At 69.3% G+C, this 16,974-nt stretch carries 18 protein-coding genes and 2 pseudogenes; 13 read left to right on the top strand and 7 right to left on the bottom strand.

The genetic code is table 11. From position 1 onward, the window contains the following. Window positions 1-117 precede the first annotated feature (117 nt). Together OG524_RS00160 and OG524_RS00155 are read left to right on the top strand one after the other, a co-directional pair. Entirely contained in the window at window positions 118-363 is a 246-nt protein-coding gene (locus OG524_RS00160; protein WP_405385815.1) for a hypothetical protein, read from the top strand. 317 nt (window positions 364-680) lie between these two features. Further along, window positions 681-854, top strand: a complete 174-nt coding sequence (locus OG524_RS00155) for a hypothetical protein (RefSeq protein WP_405808442.1) — start codon at window positions 681-683, stop codon at window positions 852-854. A gap of 279 nt (window positions 855-1,133) precedes the next feature. Here OG524_RS00155 and OG524_RS00150 read toward each other — a convergent pair whose 3' ends face one another. Then, a complete protein-coding gene (locus tag OG524_RS00150; RefSeq protein ID WP_405385812.1) occupies window positions 1,134-1,379 on the bottom strand; it encodes a hypothetical protein in 246 nt (81 codons plus the stop codon). Between the two features lie 76 nt (window positions 1,380-1,455). On the opposite strand from OG524_RS00150, the gene OG524_RS00145 reads away from it, so the two are divergent. The 9 genes and pseudogenes from OG524_RS00145 to OG524_RS00105 all read left to right on the top strand — a co-directional run. Beyond that, window positions 1,456-2,295 carry an ROK family protein gene (locus tag OG524_RS00145; protein WP_405385810.1) on the top strand — a complete coding sequence of 280 codons (840 nt, stop codon included), beginning with the start codon at window positions 1,456-1,458 and terminating at the stop codon, window positions 2,293-2,295. A gap of 224 nt (window positions 2,296-2,519) precedes the next feature. Beyond that, window positions 2,520-4,226, top strand: a complete 1,707-nt coding sequence (locus tag OG524_RS00140; RefSeq protein WP_405808440.1) for a subtype B tannase — start codon at window positions 2,520-2,522, stop codon at window positions 4,224-4,226. A 714-nt stretch (window positions 4,227-4,940) separates the two neighbouring features. Next, the gene (locus OG524_RS00135) at window positions 4,941-5,594 is read left to right on the top strand and encodes a GntR family transcriptional regulator (RefSeq protein ID WP_405385806.1); all 654 of its coding nucleotides are present in this window, start codon (window positions 4,941-4,943) and stop codon (window positions 5,592-5,594) included. 45 nt (window positions 5,595-5,639) lie between these two features. Next, entirely contained in the window at window positions 5,640-6,398 is a 759-nt protein-coding gene (locus tag OG524_RS00130) for a PIG-L deacetylase family protein (protein ID WP_405385804.1), read from the top strand. Beyond that, on the top strand, window positions 6,398-7,111 hold the full coding sequence (locus tag OG524_RS00125; protein WP_405385802.1) for a 4-carboxy-4-hydroxy-2-oxoadipate aldolase/oxaloacetate decarboxylase: 714 nt from the start codon (window positions 6,398-6,400) through the stop codon (window positions 7,109-7,111). Before OG524_RS00130 ends, OG524_RS00125 begins: the two co-directional genes overlap by 1 nt. After that, the gene (locus OG524_RS00120; protein WP_405808438.1) at window positions 7,108-8,190 is read left to right on the top strand and encodes a 4-oxalomesaconate tautomerase; all 1,083 of its coding nucleotides are present in this window, start codon (window positions 7,108-7,110) and stop codon (window positions 8,188-8,190) included. Before OG524_RS00125 ends, OG524_RS00120 begins: the two co-directional genes overlap by 4 nt. Next, complete coding sequence (locus OG524_RS00115) at window positions 8,187-9,140, top strand: VOC family protein (protein ID WP_405385798.1); 954 nt, start codon at window positions 8,187-8,189, stop codon at window positions 9,138-9,140. The genes OG524_RS00120 and OG524_RS00115 overlap by 4 nt, the downstream gene beginning before the upstream one ends. Window positions 9,141-9,401: 261 nt before the next feature. Then, on the top strand, window positions 9,402-10,724 hold the full coding sequence (locus OG524_RS00110; RefSeq protein WP_405385797.1) for an MFS transporter: 1,323 nt from the start codon (window positions 9,402-9,404) through the stop codon (window positions 10,722-10,724). A 141-nt stretch (window positions 10,725-10,865) separates the two neighbouring features. Then, a pseudogene (locus OG524_RS00105) lies at window positions 10,866-11,060 on the top strand (transposase); the annotation flags it as partial. On the opposite strand, the gene OG524_RS00100 reads toward OG524_RS00105, so the two are convergent. Both OG524_RS00100 and OG524_RS00095 read right to left on the bottom strand, forming a co-directional pair. Further along, window positions 11,030-11,176: a hypothetical protein gene (locus OG524_RS00100; RefSeq protein ID WP_405812544.1), complete on the bottom strand. Its 147-nt coding sequence runs from the start codon at window positions 11,174-11,176 to the stop codon at window positions 11,030-11,032. The pseudogene OG524_RS00105 and the gene OG524_RS00100 overlap by 31 nt on opposite strands. Before the next feature lie 217 nt (window positions 11,177-11,393). Then, window positions 11,394-11,549: a hypothetical protein gene (locus OG524_RS00095; protein ID WP_405385796.1), complete on the bottom strand. Its 156-nt coding sequence runs from the start codon at window positions 11,547-11,549 to the stop codon at window positions 11,394-11,396. A 429-nt stretch (window positions 11,550-11,978) separates the two neighbouring features. Here OG524_RS00095 and OG524_RS00090 point away from each other — a divergent pair, with 429 nt between their 5' ends. Then, on the top strand, window positions 11,979-12,293 hold the full coding sequence (locus OG524_RS00090; RefSeq protein WP_405385794.1) for a glycosyltransferase: 315 nt from the start codon (window positions 11,979-11,981) through the stop codon (window positions 12,291-12,293). A 356-nt stretch (window positions 12,294-12,649) separates the two neighbouring features. Here OG524_RS00090 and OG524_RS00085 read toward each other — a convergent pair whose 3' ends face one another. The 4 genes and pseudogenes from OG524_RS00085 to OG524_RS00070 form a co-directional block, all read right to left on the bottom strand. After that, window positions 12,650-13,378, bottom strand: a complete 729-nt coding sequence (locus tag OG524_RS00085) for a hypothetical protein (RefSeq protein WP_405808436.1) — start codon at window positions 13,376-13,378, stop codon at window positions 12,650-12,652. A 215-nt stretch (window positions 13,379-13,593) separates the two neighbouring features. Next, window positions 13,594-14,348 (bottom strand): annotated as a pseudogene (locus tag OG524_RS00080) (transposase family protein). 42 nt (window positions 14,349-14,390) lie between these two features. Next, window positions 14,391-14,984 (bottom strand): IS3 family transposase, encoded by a 594-nt coding sequence (locus OG524_RS00075; RefSeq protein ID WP_405808434.1) that lies wholly within the window; start codon window positions 14,982-14,984, stop codon window positions 14,391-14,393. After that, window positions 14,981-15,292: a transposase gene (locus tag OG524_RS00070; RefSeq protein WP_405808433.1), complete on the bottom strand. Its 312-nt coding sequence runs from the start codon at window positions 15,290-15,292 to the stop codon at window positions 14,981-14,983. The genes OG524_RS00075 and OG524_RS00070 overlap by 4 nt, the downstream gene beginning before the upstream one ends. 147 nt (window positions 15,293-15,439) lie before the next feature. Between OG524_RS00070 and OG524_RS00065 the strand changes: the two genes are divergently transcribed. After that, a protein-coding gene (locus tag OG524_RS00065) for an IS3 family transposase (protein WP_405808431.1) occupies window positions 15,440-16,650 on the top strand; the annotation gives its coding sequence in 2 pieces (ribosomal slippage) (window positions 15,440-15,737 and window positions 15,737-16,650; 1,212 coding nt in all). Window positions 16,651-16,974: the final 324 nt, after the last annotated feature.

The following is a 16,974-nucleotide window of genomic DNA, read 5'->3' as shown; positions in this document are numbered from 1 at the left end:
GTGGGGATACCTCCAGGGTTCAGGTCGGGCCAGCCGGTAAGGGACGTCCGGGACGGGCCGGGGGAAGGACGCATACATCGCGCGGGCGGAAGGCCACGAAGGGGACACCCCGGACGCATGACCACCGTTCCGCAGAACCCGCCGCCAGCCGGCACACCCGCCCCGGCTACGGCCCCGTGGGTGGTGGCCACCCTGTCCGTCCTCGCCGCCGTGGTGGGTGTCGCGCTGTGTGCCGGGGTCGCTGTCCTGGTGTGGGTCCGTCCCGGTGCCATGGGCCCGTTGACGGCCGGCCTGAGCACGGCCGGCTTCCTCGTCGGCATGGCCGCCCTCCTCGTCGCGGTGCTTGTGGCCGCCCGCCGATAACCGCTCACCCGGGGAAGGCCATTGGTGGGCGGGACGTTCGGCTGACGGCCGTCACCGCCGCGATCGGTGCACCCGCGGCCGACATCAGCGCGTTCTCGCGGTGGCCGGCCAGCCGCACCATGGTTTCGGGAGCCCGCGCATCCGATTTCTTTGAACCCCGACTGGGCCGCCTGTCGGTCTGAACGCCTCTCCTCTCTCACCCCGGACTGTCCGGGGCGGGGGGACTTTTCCTCCGGCCCGCTGGCCGGGTAGGGGACCTTTTTTCTCCCGCACGGCCACCGCCCTACCCCCGCACGCCCTCAACCAAGGAGATGCCCGTGGACTACCTCGCCCTGCTCGCCACCGCCGTACCGGTCGCGCTCGTCGTCGCCCTGCTCTGCGCCACGCTGGTCTGCATCGTCGCCATCTGCCGCGCCCGCCGCGGCGACGCCGTCGCGGTCCTCCGGGCGCTCCCCGGTCTCGTCGCCGCCCTGCTGAGGCGGAAGCCGTGACCGCCCCCGGCCAGACCTCCCGCCGGCTCCTGCTCACACATCGGGTTCGTGCAAGCGACCCCACGCGAGGCCTCCTGGACACCTGGGCCCAGAGACGGCCGCTGCTCACTGTCCCGATGACACGGGAGGCGGGCGGAACGGGCCTCCCCTCACGGGCCCGCGACCCACCGAAGGATGGGGCGCGAAGGGCGCGCACACGAGGCAACCGCCCTCTCGGCAAAGGACCGAGGTGATCGCGGCCGGGCTTGCGAGGCTTGCCCCTCGCTGCGCCACAGTGGGTCAGGCGCTGTCGCCGATCCAGTGCAGCCGGTCCAGGTCGCCGGGCCGCCCTTCGTACAGGGCCCGCCCGCCCGGCCCGAACGCCCCGCGCTCGGTGATGAGCGCCGTGCCGTCCACCAGCTGCTGCCTGGACCAGCCGGTGACGTCGATCAGCTGTCCGTCCAGCGGTCCGCCGATCAGCGCCGCGTACCGGTGCCCCGGCACCTCGATGTCGGACTCGCCCGGCTCACTCCCGTAGATCCTCATCCGCCCATCCTCCCGGCGGCCGGCCCCGCCCGGCGGCCAATGCTGGGCCTGCGATCAGGACTTGCACGACTTGCCCATGCCTCCTTCATCGTTCTGCCACCACCCCGCACCACCCGGCCGTCAAGCTCCCGGGGCGGCGATCGATGGCAAGGCCGGTCACGCGATCGGCCTGGGCTGGCGTGCGACCGGCCTGGCGGGCCTGGTCGCCGCGCATCCGCCGCACGTCGACTGTCCGATCGGGCTGGTCAACGAGGCCGATATGGCGGCGCCGGCGGAGCACCACGCCCTCGCCGCCGCGGGTGTCACGCACCCCGACACCGTCGTCCATGTGACTGCCCACGCCGGAGTAGGCGGCTGCCTGCTCATCGGCGGGCGTGTTCACCATGGCAGTCACGGCATGGCCGGGGAGGTCGGGCATGTACGGGTGTCGCTCGACGGCCCGCTCTGCCGATGCGGATCACGGGGCTGCCTGAACACCTACGTCAACCTCCGGACCCTGACCCAGGCCGCGGAGATCCCCGAAGGGTCGGGAGGACGGGGGCCCGCCTCCGCGCGAGCCGAACCGACCCGACGACTGCGAGCCGGCGACGAACGGACCTGCGCTGTCCTGGACTCCGCCGGACACGCCCTGGGCGCCGCCCCGCTGGCCGTCGCCAGCGTGACCGACGCAGGTGAGGCCATCCTCGGCGGCCATCTCGCCGACTGGGCGCCCTGGCTGAAGCCCGGCGTCGACGCTCGCCTCGTCGGCCGTCGCACAGCGATCGAGCACGTGCGGTTCGCGGTCTCCATCGGCGTCCTTGGTGTAGATGCCACGCTCAGGGGCGTCGTCCACGTGGGCAGGGAGCGGATCCTGGGAATGCCCACCAGCGTGCCGGTGACAGGGCCGAAGCCGGAGACCTCGCCACCCGGCTCCTGAGCCTCGCGACAGCAAAAAGAATGTCTGCGAAATTGTTGTGCGTATTGTTAACAATCCTATAGCGTGCGTCACGCCTCGATCCCGGGGCCTTGAGCGAAGCACTCGGTGCTCGATGAGGGAGACTCATGAAGAGGCTTTCTGTGTCATACGGACGTGATGCACTTACTCACCCGGCGGGTACGGGGGTGGAACGCCGCGCGATCCGCAACCGCTTCATGAGAGGCGTGGCGCTCGCGAGTTCCCTCGTTCTTGCCACGGTTGCGGTGCCGGCCTCCGCCGCTGTGGCCGCCACGGGCGCGGCCCCCTCCGGGCACCGCCTCCAGGCCGCCGATCCCCAGGACGCGGCGCTGGACTTCGACTCCGCCGCGTACACGACGATCACCGTCACCATCGACGGCCGTCCGATGAGCGTGCGGTGGTACAAGGAGATCTGCTACGTCGCCAAGCCGGTTGCGGCGGCCCAGCAGCCCGGCGGTCCCGGCGGCGGCACCACGGTCCCCGACACCGCCTGCGGCTACCAGAGCATGAACGTGTTCGTCCCCGAGAGTGCGTTCGGCGACCAGCGGACGCCTGTCTACTTCGCGGTGAACAACAGCGGCTGGAGGGCCAGTTACCTACGGGCGAGTGTCACTGCCGGCACCTCATACAACAGTGCGACCAGCAATGTCGGCGCGGCCCTGAAGGCCGGGTACGTTTTCGTCGACATCGCCAACCGCAGCCGCGGCCTGGTCGGCGCCGACGGCGCGGCCCCCGGCAAAGCCCCCGCCGCGGTGGTCGACGCGAAGGCCGCTGTGCGCTACCTGCGCCTCAACGACGCCGCCATGGCCGGCAGTGCGGAGCGGATCGTCATCAACGGCACCAGCGGCGGCGGTGCATTGGTGTCGATCCTGGGCGCCTCCGGCAACAGTGCCGAGTACACCCCGTACCTCGCCGCGATCGGCGCCGCTGGCATCGACGCCAAGGGGCGCAGCACCGTGCGCGACGACGTCTTCGCCGTCAACGCGTACTGCCCGATCACCGACCTCGGCAACGCCGACAAGGCGTACGAGTGGCTGTACAACATCCTCGACACCCGCAATCGCACCGGCTCGAACCCCTCGCCCGAGGACGCCTCTGCGATCGCGGCACAGTTCGCGGCCTACGAAAGAAGCCTCGGGCTGCGCAACCCCGACGGCACACCGCTTACCGCGGCCACCATGCTCGACACCATCAGGAATGAGGTCATCCGCTCCGCGGAGACCTATCTGAAGGCCGACCCCGCCCACACCATCCCGCCGCTGGGCGGCACCTTCGAGATCACCTCCGGCGGCCCCGGGGCGCCGCCCACCACCAAGTCGTACGTCAACGACTGGATCGACGTCGACACCACCACCCGCAAGGTGCGCTCCGTCGACATGGTGAAGTACCTCGTCTTCGTCGCCACCCAGGCCACGCTCAAGACGAGCCCCGCCTTCGACGCCGTGGGCGTCAACGGAAACACCACCAGCGGCACCGAGACCGACCTGTTCGGCCCTCCGACCCAGAAGTACATGAACTACACCGAGCACAGCTGGAACCACAACGACGTCGCCGGCGACGGCAGCGGCCTCGACGACACCGGCCTGACCTGGGACCAGTACACGGCGAAAAGGACCACCACGGTCGACGACCAGGTCCACCTGATCAACCCGATGGACTTCATCGGCACCACCGCAGACACCGCCCCCAACTGGTACGTCCGCCACGGCACCCGAGACCGGGACACCGCGTTCACCGTTTCGGTCAACCTCGACCGGGCACTCGCCGCGGACAAGCAGGTCGACAACCTCGATTACCAGCTCGCCTGGAACCAGCCGCACGCCGGCAACTACGACGTGCCCGAGGCCATGGCCTGGATAGCCCAGGTTGTCCACTCGGCCGGAGATCCGCTCACCCCCGGCCGCCACGGATAGCCCTTCTTCGGCCGCCACGGGCAGACCGGCCAGGCACCGTGAAGCCGATGACCGGCTCTGCGGCTTGGGGTCGGACATGGCACTTCTCCAGGTCGAAGAACTTCCGGCGCCGGCGGATCGCGCCCGACCCGTCCGCAGCCTCTGGGTACAGCAAGACGGAGGGTGGCAGGGGGTCGGGCGGGCCGTACTCGGCAAACCGCGCCCGCCCACGGTGGTGACCCTCCGCGGTCGGCTCCGTGGCCTGTCGATGTGCGGGCCACCGTTTCTCCCCGTGTCGCGGGCTCGGGGCAGTCCGGTCCATCGGCCGGGAGGCTCGGTGACGGTGCCAAGCCGGCGAATCGGCTGGTCGATGAGGCCATCGACGGTGTCGGACCGGTCGCAGGAAGCAGGGTCAGGCGGCACCACCACCGGCACCGCCACCGGACCCATGTGCGCAGGAACGAGCGGGCTGTCGTGCCGGTACTCGCTCTGCTGTGCCTCGCCGACCTCGACCTGAGGGAACTGCGGCTCGTGGTCCTCGCGCCGCGCGCCGCGAAGATCCGCACATCGCGGCGACCCTGCCGCTGTGCGAGGACGCAGCGACGCGGCGGAGGCCGCAACTGATGCCCGGCACGGCGGCTGTCTTGAGTGACGAACAACGAAGTGAGAACAAAATCGTTGACAATAATGTTCGCCTAGAGTTAGCGTCGACAGGCACTCACTCAGGGAGGGCAGATGCCGAAGGAAGCCCGTACAGGTTCCGGAGAGCAGGCCAAGCAGTACGCGTTGGAGCGGTTGCGGCGGGCGATCCTGCAGGGCGACATGGCACCGGCGCAGCGCCTGGTGGAGAACGAACTCGCCGAGCAGTACGACGTCACCCGCGCGAGCATCCGGGCGGCACTGCTCGACCTCGCCTCCGAGGGGCTGGTCGAGCGGATCCGCAATCGCGGGTCACGGGTGCGGGTGGTCACGGTCGAGGAGGCCGTGGAGATCACGGAGTGCCGGATGGCTCTCGAAGGGCTGTGCGCTGTCAAGGCCGCCGAGGCCGCGACCGACGCACAGCTCGACGAGCTGGCCGACCTCGGCAGGGCTTTGTCGAAAGCGGTCGCCGACGGCGATCCGCTCTCCTACTCCGAGCTCAATCACGACCTGCACGCCCGGATCCGGGACATCTCCGGCCAGCGCACGGCCGTCGGTCTCCTGGAACGTCTCAACGCCCAACTGGTACGCCACCGCTTCCAGTTGGCGCTGCGTCGAGGCCGCCCGCAGCAGTCCCTGAGTGAGCACCTGGCCATGATCGAAGCGATCAGGGCCAGGGACCCGCAAGCGGCCGAAGAGGCCGTTCGCGCCCACCTCAGCAGCGTGATCGACGCCCTGCGCGCCGACTGAAGGCGCTCCTGGGGCGGGGCACACCTGTCACCAAGGAGATGCAGCATGACCCACGGCAACGGCGCACCCGCCGTCACCTCGCCACGATCGACCCTCGTCGTCACCGCGCACGCCGGTGACTTCGTGTGGCGGGCCGGCGGAGCCATCGCCCTCGCCGCCTCCCGGGGCGAGAAGGTCACGATCGCCTGCCTCACGTTCGGCGAGCGCGGCGAGTCCGCGAAGGCCTGGCGCGAGGGCAGGAAACTCGACGAGATCAAGGCGCTACGCCGCGACGAGGCGGAACGCGCGGCCGCCGAACTCGGCGCGGAGGTCCGCTTCTTCGACGCCGGCGACTACCCGCTGGTGGCCACCGCCGAGCTGACCGACCAGTTGGTAACCGTCTTCCGCCAGACCCAGCCGGACGTCGTCCTGACGCACCCGGTCGAGGACCCGTACAACGGCGACCACCCGGCCGCCAACCGCATGGCGCTGGAGGCCCGCGTCCTCGCACAGGCCATCGGCTACCCGGGGACCGGAGAGATCATCGGCGCCCCGCCCGTCTTCTACTTCGAGCCGCACCAGCCCGAGATGAGCGGGTTCAAGCCCGAGGTCCTCCTCGACATCACCGAGGTCTGGGACGCCAAGCGCAGGGCGATGGAGTGCCTGGGCGCCCAGCAGCATCTGTGGGAGTACTACACCGATCTCGCCGTGCGCCGCGGCGTGCAGCTCAGGCGGAACGCGGGCCCCAATCTGGGCCTTGCCCACCGGACCATGGCCGAGGCGTACATGCGGCCCTACCCGCAGATCGCGAAGGAGCTCGCCTGATGCCCGGCGTCATCGTCACCCGTCCACCCAAGGCCGAGGCGAAGGATGTCGAGGCACTCGCCGGCTACGGCACCGCCACAGTCGGCGAGGCGATGGGCCGCACCGGCTTCCTCGGCACGCATCTGCGCCCGATCCAGCAGGACATACGCGTAGCGGGCACCGCCGTCACGGTGCTGTGCTGGCCCGGCGACAACCTGATGATCCACGCGGCAGTCGAGCAGTGCGGGGAGGGTGACGTCCTCGTCGTCACCACCACCTCGCCCTGCGCGGACGGTCTGTTCGGCGAATTGTTCGCCACGGCACTCGCACGGCGCGGCGTGCGCGGCGTCGTCATGAACACCGGCATCCGGGACACCGCCGAACTGCGCGCAATGGGATTCCCCGCCTGGTCCGCCGCAGTCAGCCCTCAGGGCACGGTCAAGGCGACCGGCGGCAGCGTCAACGTACCCGTCGTGATCGGCGGGCAGGTGGTCCGGCCCGGTGATGTGATCGTCGCCGACGACGACGGCGTGGTGGTCGTCCCGCGCGAGCGGGCCCGGCGGACGGCCGAGGCGTCCGAAGCCCGCGAGCGGAAGGAGGCCGCGGCCCGTTCCGCCTTCCTGGGGGGCCAACTCGGCCTGGACCGTTACGGGCTGAGGGAGACGCTCCAGCGGCTTGGAGTCGAGTACCGGACGCACGAGGAGTGCACGGGGCACGCGGAGGGCGAGTCATGACCGGGCCCGCGGAGGTCCGCTGCATGCTGATGCGCGGCGGCACGTCCAAGGGCGCCTACTTCCTCGCCGAGAGCCTGCCCGCCGGCCCCGCCGTCCGCGACGACCTGCTGCTGCGCGTCATGGGCAGCCCCGACCCGCGCCAGATCGACGGGCTCGGCGGGGCGCATCCACTGACGAGCAAGGTCGCCGTGGTCTCCCCGTCCACCCACCCCGAGGTCGACGTCGACTACCTCTTTCTCCAGGTCGCCGTCGACAGGCCGGAGGTGACGGACCGTCAGAACTGCGGCAACCTGCTCGCCGGGGTCGGCCCGTTCGCGGTCGAGCGCGGCCTGGTCGCCGCCGGCGACGACGAGACCTCGGTACGCATCCGCATGGTGAACTCCGGCGACTTCGCCACGGCCACGTTCCCGACGCCGGGCGGTCGCGTCGACTACACCGGCGTCACGAAGATCTCGGGCGTGCCCGGGACCGCGGCCGCCGTGGTCATCGAATTCCCTCCGGGCAAGAGCAGGCTGCTGCCCACGGGAAACCCGCGCGACACAGTCGCGGGTGTCGGGGCCACCCTCGTCGACAACGGCATGCCGACTGTACTGATCCCTGCCGGGGCCCTGAAGGCAACCGGGTACGAGGAGCCGAAGGACCTGGAGGCGGACCAGGAACTAGCCGCCCGGCTCCACGACATCCGCCTTGCGGCGGGGCAGCTGATGGGTCTCGGCGACGTATCGGGCACCACCGTGCCCAAGCTCACCCTCCTCGCGCCGCCCCGCCACGGCGGTGCGGTCACCACCCGCACCTTCATTCCGGTCCGCTGCCACACCTCGATCGGCGTCCTCGGTGCCGCGAGTGTGGCCGCAGGGCTACGAATCGAGGGAAGCGTCGCGCACGACATCGCAGTCCTCCCGGAACAGGGCGACCGCCTCCGCATCGAGCACCCCAGCGGATTCACAGACATCGAGAGCAGCATCGACCACACCTCAGACGGCGGGTTCCGGGCCCGTCGCACGGCCGTGGTCCGCACAGCCCGCAAGATCTTCGACGGCACCGTCTTCCCCGTACCCCCCACTGGAGGTCGATCATGACTCCGCCACTCGGCGACATCGCCCACGTCGGCCACGCCCAGCTGTTCACCCCGAACCTCGACGCCTCCCTCGCCTTCTTCACCGACTTCCTGGGGCTGTCGGTGGCCGGGCAGGACGGCGACACCGTCTACCTGCGGACGTTCGACGACTACGAACACCACAGCCTCGTCCTCACCGCCCGCGAGCAACCGGGCCTAGGCCGGCTCGCTCTGCGCACCTCCAGCGAGGAGGCGCTCCAGCGCCGGGTGAAAGCGATCGAAGACGCGGGCGGCACCGGCCACTGGGCCGAGGACGAACCCGGGATCGGCAAGCTCTACGTCACCACCGACCCCGACGGCCACGAGCACGCCCTGTACTGGGAGAGCGAGCACTACCAGGCGCCCGACCACCTGAAACCGGCCCTCAAGAACCAGCCGCAGGCCAAGCCCAACCGCGGCGTCGGCGTCCGCCGCCTCGACCACGTCAATTTCCTCGCCGCCGACGTCCTCGCCAACGCCGAGTTCCAGCAGCAGGTGCTCGGCGCCCGCCCGACCGAGCAGATCAGGCTCGAAACCGGCAAGATCGCGGCGCGCTGGCTGACGTACACGAACAAGTCCTACGACGTCGTCTACACCGAGGACTGGACCGGCAGCGAGGGCCGGCTGCACCACATCGCCTTCGCCGCCGACACCCGCGAGGACATTTTGCGCGCTGCCGATCTCGCCATCGACACCGGCGTGTTCATCGAGACGGGCCCGCACAAGCACGCCATCCAGCAGACGTTCTTCCTGTACGTCTACGAGCCCGGCGGCAACCGCATCGAACTGTGCAACCCGCTCACCCGCCTCGTGCTCGCCCCCGACTGGCCCCTGATCACCTGGACCGAGGCCGAGCGCGCCAAGGGACAAGCATGGGGGCTGAAGACCATCCAGTCGTTCCACACGCACGGCACGCCCTCCGTCCAAGCCTGACCGGAGACTTCGGCCCCGAGGGCGAGCAGTCACCCTCGGGGCCAAATCGTTGCATGGATTGTTAACAGAAGTGTTGACGAAATGTGTGCGACTTTCTAACGTCTACGCCACAGCGAGCTCGAAGCTCCCCGCACGGTCACCAGCCCGGGGAGCGCGCTTTCGTCCGCCCCACCTCCGGCCGCGCGAGCCGCACAGGCCCCACCGCCCTTGCAGCCAGGGACCAGGGCCCGACCCTGACATCCCGCACGAGAGGAAACAAAGATGTCCTCCTCCGCCACCTCCCCGCACGACCGGGCGACCGGGCCGACGGCCCGCCGAAGCCGCAACGCCGTCATCGCCCTGTGCTGGGGACTCGTCCTCATCGACGGCATCGACACGTTCATCTACGGCTCCGTGCTCCCGAAGATGCTCGGCAGCCACAGCCTCGGACTCACCCCCGACACCGCAGGCACGATCGGCAGTTACGCCAACTTCGGCATGCTGCTCGGAACGATCCTGTCGGGCATGGCGTCGAACTGGATCGGTCGCCGCATCACCGTCTTCACCAGCGTCACGATCTTCACCGTCGCCACCCTGGGCACCGGATGGTCGCAGTCCGCGGGCCAGTTCGGCTTCCTCCGCTTCGTGTGCGGGTTCGGCCTCGGCGCCCTGCTGCCGATCGCCATCTCGTACGGTATGGAGTTCACCTCGCGCGGCCGCCGGGCGCTGGCCACCGGCATCATCATGACCGCGCACCAGGCCGGCGGCGCCCTGGCCCCGTTGATCGCGCTCTGGCTGGTCGACGACCACGGCTGGCGCTCGGCGTTCATCGTCTCCGCGATACCCGCCCTGATCCTGCTGCCGCTCGCCTTCAAATTGCTGCCCGAGTCGCCCACCAACCTGCTCACCCGCGGCCGCCGAGCCGACGCCGAGCTGCTCGCCGCCGACTTCGGCACCGAGCTGCCCGAGCCGAAGGCGAACAGTACCGACAAGCTGGACGCCCTGAAGAACCTCTTCCGCGGCGGTCAGTGGTCCACCACCCTGTGCTTCTGGCTGACGTCGTTCGCAGGTCTGCTGCTGGTCTACGGAGTCGGCCAGTGGCTGCCCAAGATCATGATCGATCTCGGCTACGACACCGGGCACTCGCTGCTCTTCTCGACGTTCCTGAACGTCGGCGGCATCTGCGGCATGCTCATCGCCGGCCGCACCGCCGACCGGATCGGCCCGCGCAAGGTCGTCATCGCCTGGTTCACCCTGACCGCTGTCTTCGTCTACCTCATGGGCGTCCAGATGTCGGTCGGCCTCCTGTACGCGGTGGTCTTCTTCGCCGGTCTGCTGCTCTTCTCCGGCCAGACGATGGTCTACGCGACCGTCGGCACCCACACCAACGACGAGGACCGCCCCACCGCCCTCGGCTGGGTCTCCGGCATGGGCCGCTTCGGCGCCATCTTCGGACCGTGGATCGGCGGCGCGCTGCTCGAGGCGGGAAACGCCGACATCAGCTTCACGATGTACGCCTGCGCCGCACTCTTCGGCGCGGTAATGATGACCCTGGCCGCCCTGACCATCAAGGCGCGCTCGGCTACCACAGCATCGGTCGCCTAGCGGTACGGGGACGGAACGGAGCCCTCCAGCGCCGCAGACCAGGTGCTGGAGGACCCTCCCCTGTCACAGTGGCCACCGATCCGGCCTCGGGAGCGCCGGACCCGGGCCGTTGAGCGGCTGGTGCCGGAGGAACTGTGGGAGATGTTTCAGCGGGTGGTGCCGGAGGCGCCGTCGCGGCCACAGGGCGGCGGTCGGCGCCGGCACGGCGACCGGGAGGTGCTGGCCGCGATCGTGTTCGTGGCGACGTCGGGATGCACGTGGCAGCAGGTGCCCTCGGCATCGTTCGGCCCGTCGGGGGCAACGGCTCACCGCCGGTTCACCGAGTGGACGAAAGCTGGCACCATCGCCTCGCCCTCACCCCACACCGCGTCCTGACGCGGCGCGAGGTGCCCCATGGCCCGCCGGTATGAGCGGAGCGCGGCGAGCTTGTTGCCCGATCCGGTCGCTGACACGATCGTGCCCCGGGCACCCTGAGGGGGCACAGATGACCTTGCAGGGAATCCCACCCATTTCCGAAACGCGGACCGCTGATCTACCTGGTGTTCCCTGAGTCGAATCGCTGACATTTCCTTGCCTCCCCGAGCGCTGAATTCGTGTGGTGTTTCAGAGGGCCGCGTGCGGAATGCAGGCCGCGCCCAAGTCGTTCCAGATCGACGCATCCGCCTTGTGTCAGCCGCCGGGCTTTCCGTCCTTGAACGGCGGCTTGTCGTCCGGGTCGTAGTGATCGGCATCGAGCGTGCAGACGATGACGTCCCCGCTGTTCCTCGTGCGCGCGGCGCACAGACCGCCGGCCTCACCCAGCGCCTCCAGCGCCCGGCGCCGCACCGTGGTGTGCGGATAGGTGCGCGGCAGACGATCTCCCGGACGAACCTCTCCAGTCGCACCAGGCCGGCCCGTTCACGCTGCCGCACGTCCGCGATATGTACGGCCAGCTCAGCAGCCCCGGGCGACCGGCCGCCACGCCGCACCCAGTCCCGGTCCGCGATGCTCACCAGGGCCTCGCTCACCACGGTGCTGGGCGGCCCGGAGAGGACGCGGGGGTGGCTCTTGTGGGCCCGGTCCGTCGTCGCCGCGATGCCGGGCTGAGCCGGCGAGGGCAGTGCCCCCGGACCAGGCCTCGGGCGGCGTCGAGCGGAGCAAGTCAGCCCAGTGGCCGGTGCGCAACCGGTGAAGACGTGTGGGGGCGAGCGACAGTCCCGCGACGGTTCTGCGATTCTGTGCGCTGACAGATCATCGGATCCTGAAGGGCCGCTCATGCGTATGAACCGTCTCACCACCATCGTCCTGGCCGCCGCGCTCGGCTGCGCCGGTGTTCTCGTCGTCGGCCCCGCGGCCGGCGCTTCCGCCTCGTTCGGATGTCAGTACAAGGTCCTGTGGCCGACCGCCGGTGTGTACGAGGACCCGAACCCGTACAGCGTGGTCGTCAAGACCAAGCACGCTGGTGACATAGTCGGCGCCTCGACCTGCGAGGGCGCCAGCTACAACGAGTACGGCTACGTTCTGGTCACCACCGACGCGGCAGCCGACCGCCGGGGCTGGATGCGCGTCGAGGCCGTCGTTCAGATCTGACAGATCTGACAGATCTGACGTACCCGCGCGGCTCCGGACCCAAGCCCGTTCGTCTTGGGGTGGCCGTACCTCGCCATCCCCGGGGTACGGCCACCCCGGGGATAACGGGGGCGGGCTGCTTCGAGGCCGCCCCGATGGGCGTGGGCGAAGGCCGAGGCAGTGCTCGCCGCAGTGCTGGGCGGCCCGGAGGATCGGGGCCCTGGTCGAGGAGGAGGAGCGCCAGGCCGGGGCGGAGCTGCGCGAGGAGTTCCAGGTACTCCAGGACCGGCAGCCCAACAGTGGTCAGCGAAGCGCGGGCGACGAGGTTCCAACGGCCTTCGGGGTGGGCCAGGGCGGCGGGCAACGGCAGGAGCTGGTCAGTTCTCCGCTCCCCACTCTCCTGCAGGACCGACATCCTGGGCGAGGTAGCCCAGCGCGCGCATCACCGTGTCCGCCTCCTCGCCGTGCAATTCCCGGCTCGGTCCCCCGAGAGCGGCGCCCCGGGCGGCGATGTCGCGCAGGGCGCGCAGCACTGTGTCCGCTTCCTCGACCTGCAATTGTCGGCTGGGCCCCGCCGCCTGGAGACCGCTTCCCATGGCAGCGGAGATCGCTTCTCGCCCGGGGAGGAACGCGATCGGGGCCGAGTATGCGGCCAGGTCGTTCACGCAGACCAGGCGCAGCTCGCTGGATTCGATCCCGGAGCCGGACAGGACCACTTCGGTGCTCTCGACACAGCCCCGGGCGACCCAGTAAGGGTTGCTGCTGTTGCGCCAGAGTTCGAACGTCACGGGTTTCCCGTCTGCGGTGATGGTGACGGGTTCGGAGGCCGGCAGGCTGGACGGAGGTCCCTCACCGGGGTGGCAGTAGTCCTCCAAAGCGTCCTCCAGGGCCTCGCTAACCTTTGCATTGCCGGAGGAGGCGCTGAAGACAGTGACGTGCTCGACCTGGGGGTCGAAGTACGGAGAGCCGAACCATAGATACACATGGATGTCGCCGGTGATTCGGTTGTAGCCGCTACCCGTGTACTGCCGTGATTCCGGCCAGTCGGCATCCACCGCGACGACCCTGAAGCCATCTGCCGAAGCAGGGGTGCCGTGATCGTTCATGGGATCTCCGTGTGCTCGTCCGTGATCAGGCATCCTGCCATGCACGAGACCGGCCGACGGGTTGGGCCTGGGGCTGGTCGGTGCACGCCCCTGCCACCCTCAGCGGCCGGTGAACCCGCGGCCAGTTTCGCTGAGACGGAATGGCACGCGGGAAACGCGTACTCGTCCATGGATAGATATTGGCCGTTCCGGGAGCCAAGGAGCCTTTTTCAACCTCACGCCGAAGCGTGGTGAAGGACGAGGATGGCCTGGACGATCGCTGTAATGCGGTTGGTGCTGCAGCGGAGCTTCCGTAGGAGGCGCCAGCCCTTCAGGGCGGCCATGGCCTGCTCGCCGAGGCAGCGGATCTTGGCGTGCGTGCTGTTGTGGCGGCGCTGCCACCGCTTGAGGCGACGGCCCCGGAAGGGCACTCGGATGGAGCTGCCGGCGCCCTGGTATGCCTTGTCGGCCCAGCACTTGAGGCTGGCGTCGGTGAGTGCGTCGACGATGCCGTGGGGGCGGGCGGCGGTCAGGTCGTGGGTGGATCCGGGAAGCGCGGGTGAGGCCCACAGCAGGCGGCCGGACGGGTCGGTGAGGACCTGGATGTTCATGCCGTGGCGCTTGTGTTTGCCCGAGTAGTACGGGGTGTCTGCAGCGATCCGGTCGATCGGCAGCAGGGTGCCGTCCAGGATCACGAATGCTTGGTCCGCGCGACGCGCATTGCCTGGGTCAGGGTGGGCGCGAGAGCGGCCAGAACCTCGACGGCCTCGCGTATGTAGCGGTACGCGGTCGCGATGCCGATGCCGAACCCGGCAGCGAGCTGGGCGTATGTGTCACCGCAACGCAGATGGGCCAGAGCGAGGAGAGCCTGACGACCGGCAGTCAGACGCCGTCACCGGGTCCCGATCTCCCCTCGCCGCACGGCGAGTCGTCCGGTCGGGTGCCGCAGAGTGCGACTGGACAGGTCGATCGACGACGGGTGGACAAGCACACGAAGTTCCTGGCGGACGGCGGGTCTCGGTCGTGAGCCCGTCTACCAGGAGCTTCGTCGTTTCGTGGATCCGTCCAACACGCGCCCAGCACCGTCAGGTTGGAAAAGGCTCAAGGCCATCTCCAGGGCTTCGAGCGGGAGATCGGTGCGCATATGGGTGGCGAGCTGCCATCCGACGGTCACCCGCGAGTACACGTCCAGGACGAAAGCGACGTAGACCCAGCCCGACCAGGTACGGATGTAGGTCAGGTCCGCGACCCACAGCTGATTCGGACGGTGGGCACGGAAGTGCCGGTTGACCAGGCCGGGTGGCCTTGGGGCGGACGGTTCGGGGATCGTCGTGCGTCGTCGCCGCCCGCGGATGACTCCTTCCAGGCCGTCCTCGCGCATCAGCCGCTCGACGGTACAGCGGGCTGCCGTGACGCCTTCCCGCCGCAGCTGTCGGTGGATGCGCCGGGCTCTGTAGGTCTCGCCGGATCCGGTGTGGATGCGGCGGATGTCCGCGACGAGGTGTTCGTCGCGGAGCCGGCGTGCGGACTTCGGACGCTTGCGGCGGGCGTTGCAGGCGGAGACCGACAGGTTCAGTTCCCGGCACACGGGCTCGACCCCGAAGTCATCGCGGAGGTGGTTGATCACCGCGTCGGCCTCGTGCGGGGCTGGTCGAGCTCCTTTGCGAAAAACACGCTGGCTGCCTTCAGGATCTCGTTCGCCCTCCGCAACTCAGCTGCCTCCTTGCGGAGTTGTACGAGCTCCGCTCGCTCGGCGGAGGTGAGCAGATCGGGCCGACTGCCGAGGTCGGCCTCGGCCTGGCGGACCCACAGCCGCAATGCTTCCCTGTGGATACCGAGATCCCGGGCCACCTGGGCGACCGGACGGCCCGAGTTCTGTACTTCACGGACGGCTCGCTCGCGGAGCTCGTCAGGATACTTCCGGGGTGCAGGCATCAGACCTGTGCTTCCCATCTGCCGAGGCGATCGTGCCCGGCTTCAGGGCCGCTACGAAATCCGGTTCAGCTCAGATTGGGGCCTTGACCCCGGGTTTTGGACACCGGAGAGACTTGGATCTTGATGGTCCAGGAGAACGGAGTCCCCGTGGGGATGAAGCACTATCCCGCCGAGTTCAAGGCGGACGCGGTCGCGTTGTACCGGTCGAGGCCGGGAGCGACGGTCAAGTCGGTGGCCGGTGGTCTCGGGGTGAACACCGAGACGCTGCGGAACTGGATCCGGGCTGCGGATGGGCGGCGCCCCGGTGCCCACTCCGCACCGCCGGCAGCTGTCCGGGCCGGCGGTGACGACGTTCAGGCGGCGGAGCTGGTCGCGGCACGGAAGAGGATTCGCGAGCTGGAGGAAGAACGCGACATTCTCCGTAAGGCGGCCCGATATTTCGCGACGGAGACGCGCTGGTGAACCGCTGCCAGTTCGTTGATGACCACCAGCGCCGTTTCGGCGTGAAGCGGCTCTGCGACATCCTCGGCCTCTCCCGCTCGAGCTTCTACTACTGGCGCCGCACCGCGGCAGCATGGGTGGCCCGGCAGGTCGCCGAGACCGGGCTCGCGGCCCGGATACGCAAGGTCCATCAGGACTCCGACGGCACCTACGGAGCCCCCAGGATCACCGCCGAACTCCGTGACGAGGGCGAACGCATCAACCACAAACGGGTCGCAAGGATCATGCGGGCCATCGGAGTCGAGGGTGTCCGTTTGCGCCGCCGTCACCGGACCACCGTCGCGGACCAGGCCGCGCCGAAAGCGCCGGATCTGATCGGTCGTGATTTCACCGCGGCCGCGGTGAACACGAAGTACGTCGGCGACATCACATACATGCCGGTCAGCGGCGCGAAGCCGCTCTACCTCGCGACCGTCATCGACCTCGCCTCACGTCGTCTGGCCGGGTGGGCGATCGCCGACCACATGCGAACCGAGCTCGTCATCGACGCCCTGGCGGCAGCCCAGCGGACCCGCGGGAGCCTGGCCGGAGCGGTGATGCACACCGATCACGGCTCGCAATATACGAGTAGGGCCTTCGCTGAAATCTGCAGTTCAGCAGGGGTCCGGCAGAGCATGGGCGCGGTCGGGTCCAGCGCGGACAACGCCGCAGCCGAGTCCTTCAACGCCGCCTTCAAAAGGGAAACGCTCAAGGGCCGCAAGGGCTGGTCGAGCGAGCGCGAGGCCAGGCTCGACGCCTTCCGCTGGCTGACCCGATACAACACCCGACGCCGGCACTCCCGCCTCGGTCAGCGATCTCCGATCGCCTACGAGAACGCCCTCCAACCAGCAGCAACTACCCTGGCCCAAGCCGCATAGACGTGTTCAAAATCCGGGGTCAAGGCCCGCCCTCACCATCGCGTCACTCCTGATGTGGATATGACCCTTTGAAGACACGCCCTGAGGGCGCGTCGCCCCTCCGCCGGTACTGCGACGACGCCTGTCGGGCTCAGGTGTACCGGGACCGGCAGGTCGCTGCACGGATCCTTGCCTGCGGACTGATGCTCGGTGAGGCGGAGTGGAGCGGTGACACGGGGGTGATCCGGCTGCTGGCCTGCCCGGTCTGTGGTCAGCTCACGTTCACCGGCGGGCACCGGCGCCGGGACGCCCTGTACTGCTCCGGGCGGTGTCGCTCAAGAGCCT

The sequence above is a fragment of the Streptomyces sp. NBC_01520 genome (assembly GCF_045040375.1).
Classification (GTDB): domain Bacteria; phylum Actinomycetota; class Actinomycetes; order Streptomycetales; family Streptomycetaceae; genus Streptomyces.
This window is presented reverse-complemented; position numbering and strand designations above follow the sequence as displayed.

Coding starts and splice junctions, on each gene's coding strand:
- OG524_RS00160 (WP_405385815.1), top strand. CDS start 118: ATGACCACCGTTCCGCAGAACCCGCCGCCAGCCGGCACACCCGCCCCG.
- OG524_RS00150 (WP_405385812.1), bottom strand. CDS start 1,379: ATGAGGATCTACGGGAGTGAGCCGGGCGAGTCCGACATCGAGGTGCCG.
- OG524_RS00145 (WP_405385810.1), top strand. CDS start 1,456: ATGCCTCCTTCATCGTTCTGCCACCACCCCGCACCACCCGGCCGTCAA.
- OG524_RS00135 (WP_405385806.1), top strand. CDS start 4,941: ATGCCGAAGGAAGCCCGTACAGGTTCCGGAGAGCAGGCCAAGCAGTAC.
- OG524_RS00130 (WP_405385804.1), top strand. CDS start 5,640: ATGACCCACGGCAACGGCGCACCCGCCGTCACCTCGCCACGATCGACC.
- OG524_RS00125 (WP_405385802.1), top strand. CDS start 6,398: ATGCCCGGCGTCATCGTCACCCGTCCACCCAAGGCCGAGGCGAAGGAT.
- OG524_RS00120 (WP_405808438.1), top strand. CDS start 7,108: ATGACCGGGCCCGCGGAGGTCCGCTGCATGCTGATGCGCGGCGGCACG.
- OG524_RS00115 (WP_405385798.1), top strand. CDS start 8,187: ATGACTCCGCCACTCGGCGACATCGCCCACGTCGGCCACGCCCAGCTG.
- OG524_RS00110 (WP_405385797.1), top strand. CDS start 9,402: ATGTCCTCCTCCGCCACCTCCCCGCACGACCGGGCGACCGGGCCGACG.
- OG524_RS00090 (WP_405385794.1), top strand. CDS start 11,979: ATGCGTATGAACCGTCTCACCACCATCGTCCTGGCCGCCGCGCTCGGC.
- OG524_RS00085 (WP_405808436.1), bottom strand. CDS start 13,378: ATGAACGATCACGGCACCCCTGCTTCGGCAGATGGCTTCAGGGTCGTC.
- OG524_RS00070 (WP_405808433.1), bottom strand. CDS start 15,292: ATGCCTGCACCCCGGAAGTATCCTGACGAGCTCCGCGAGCGAGCCGTC.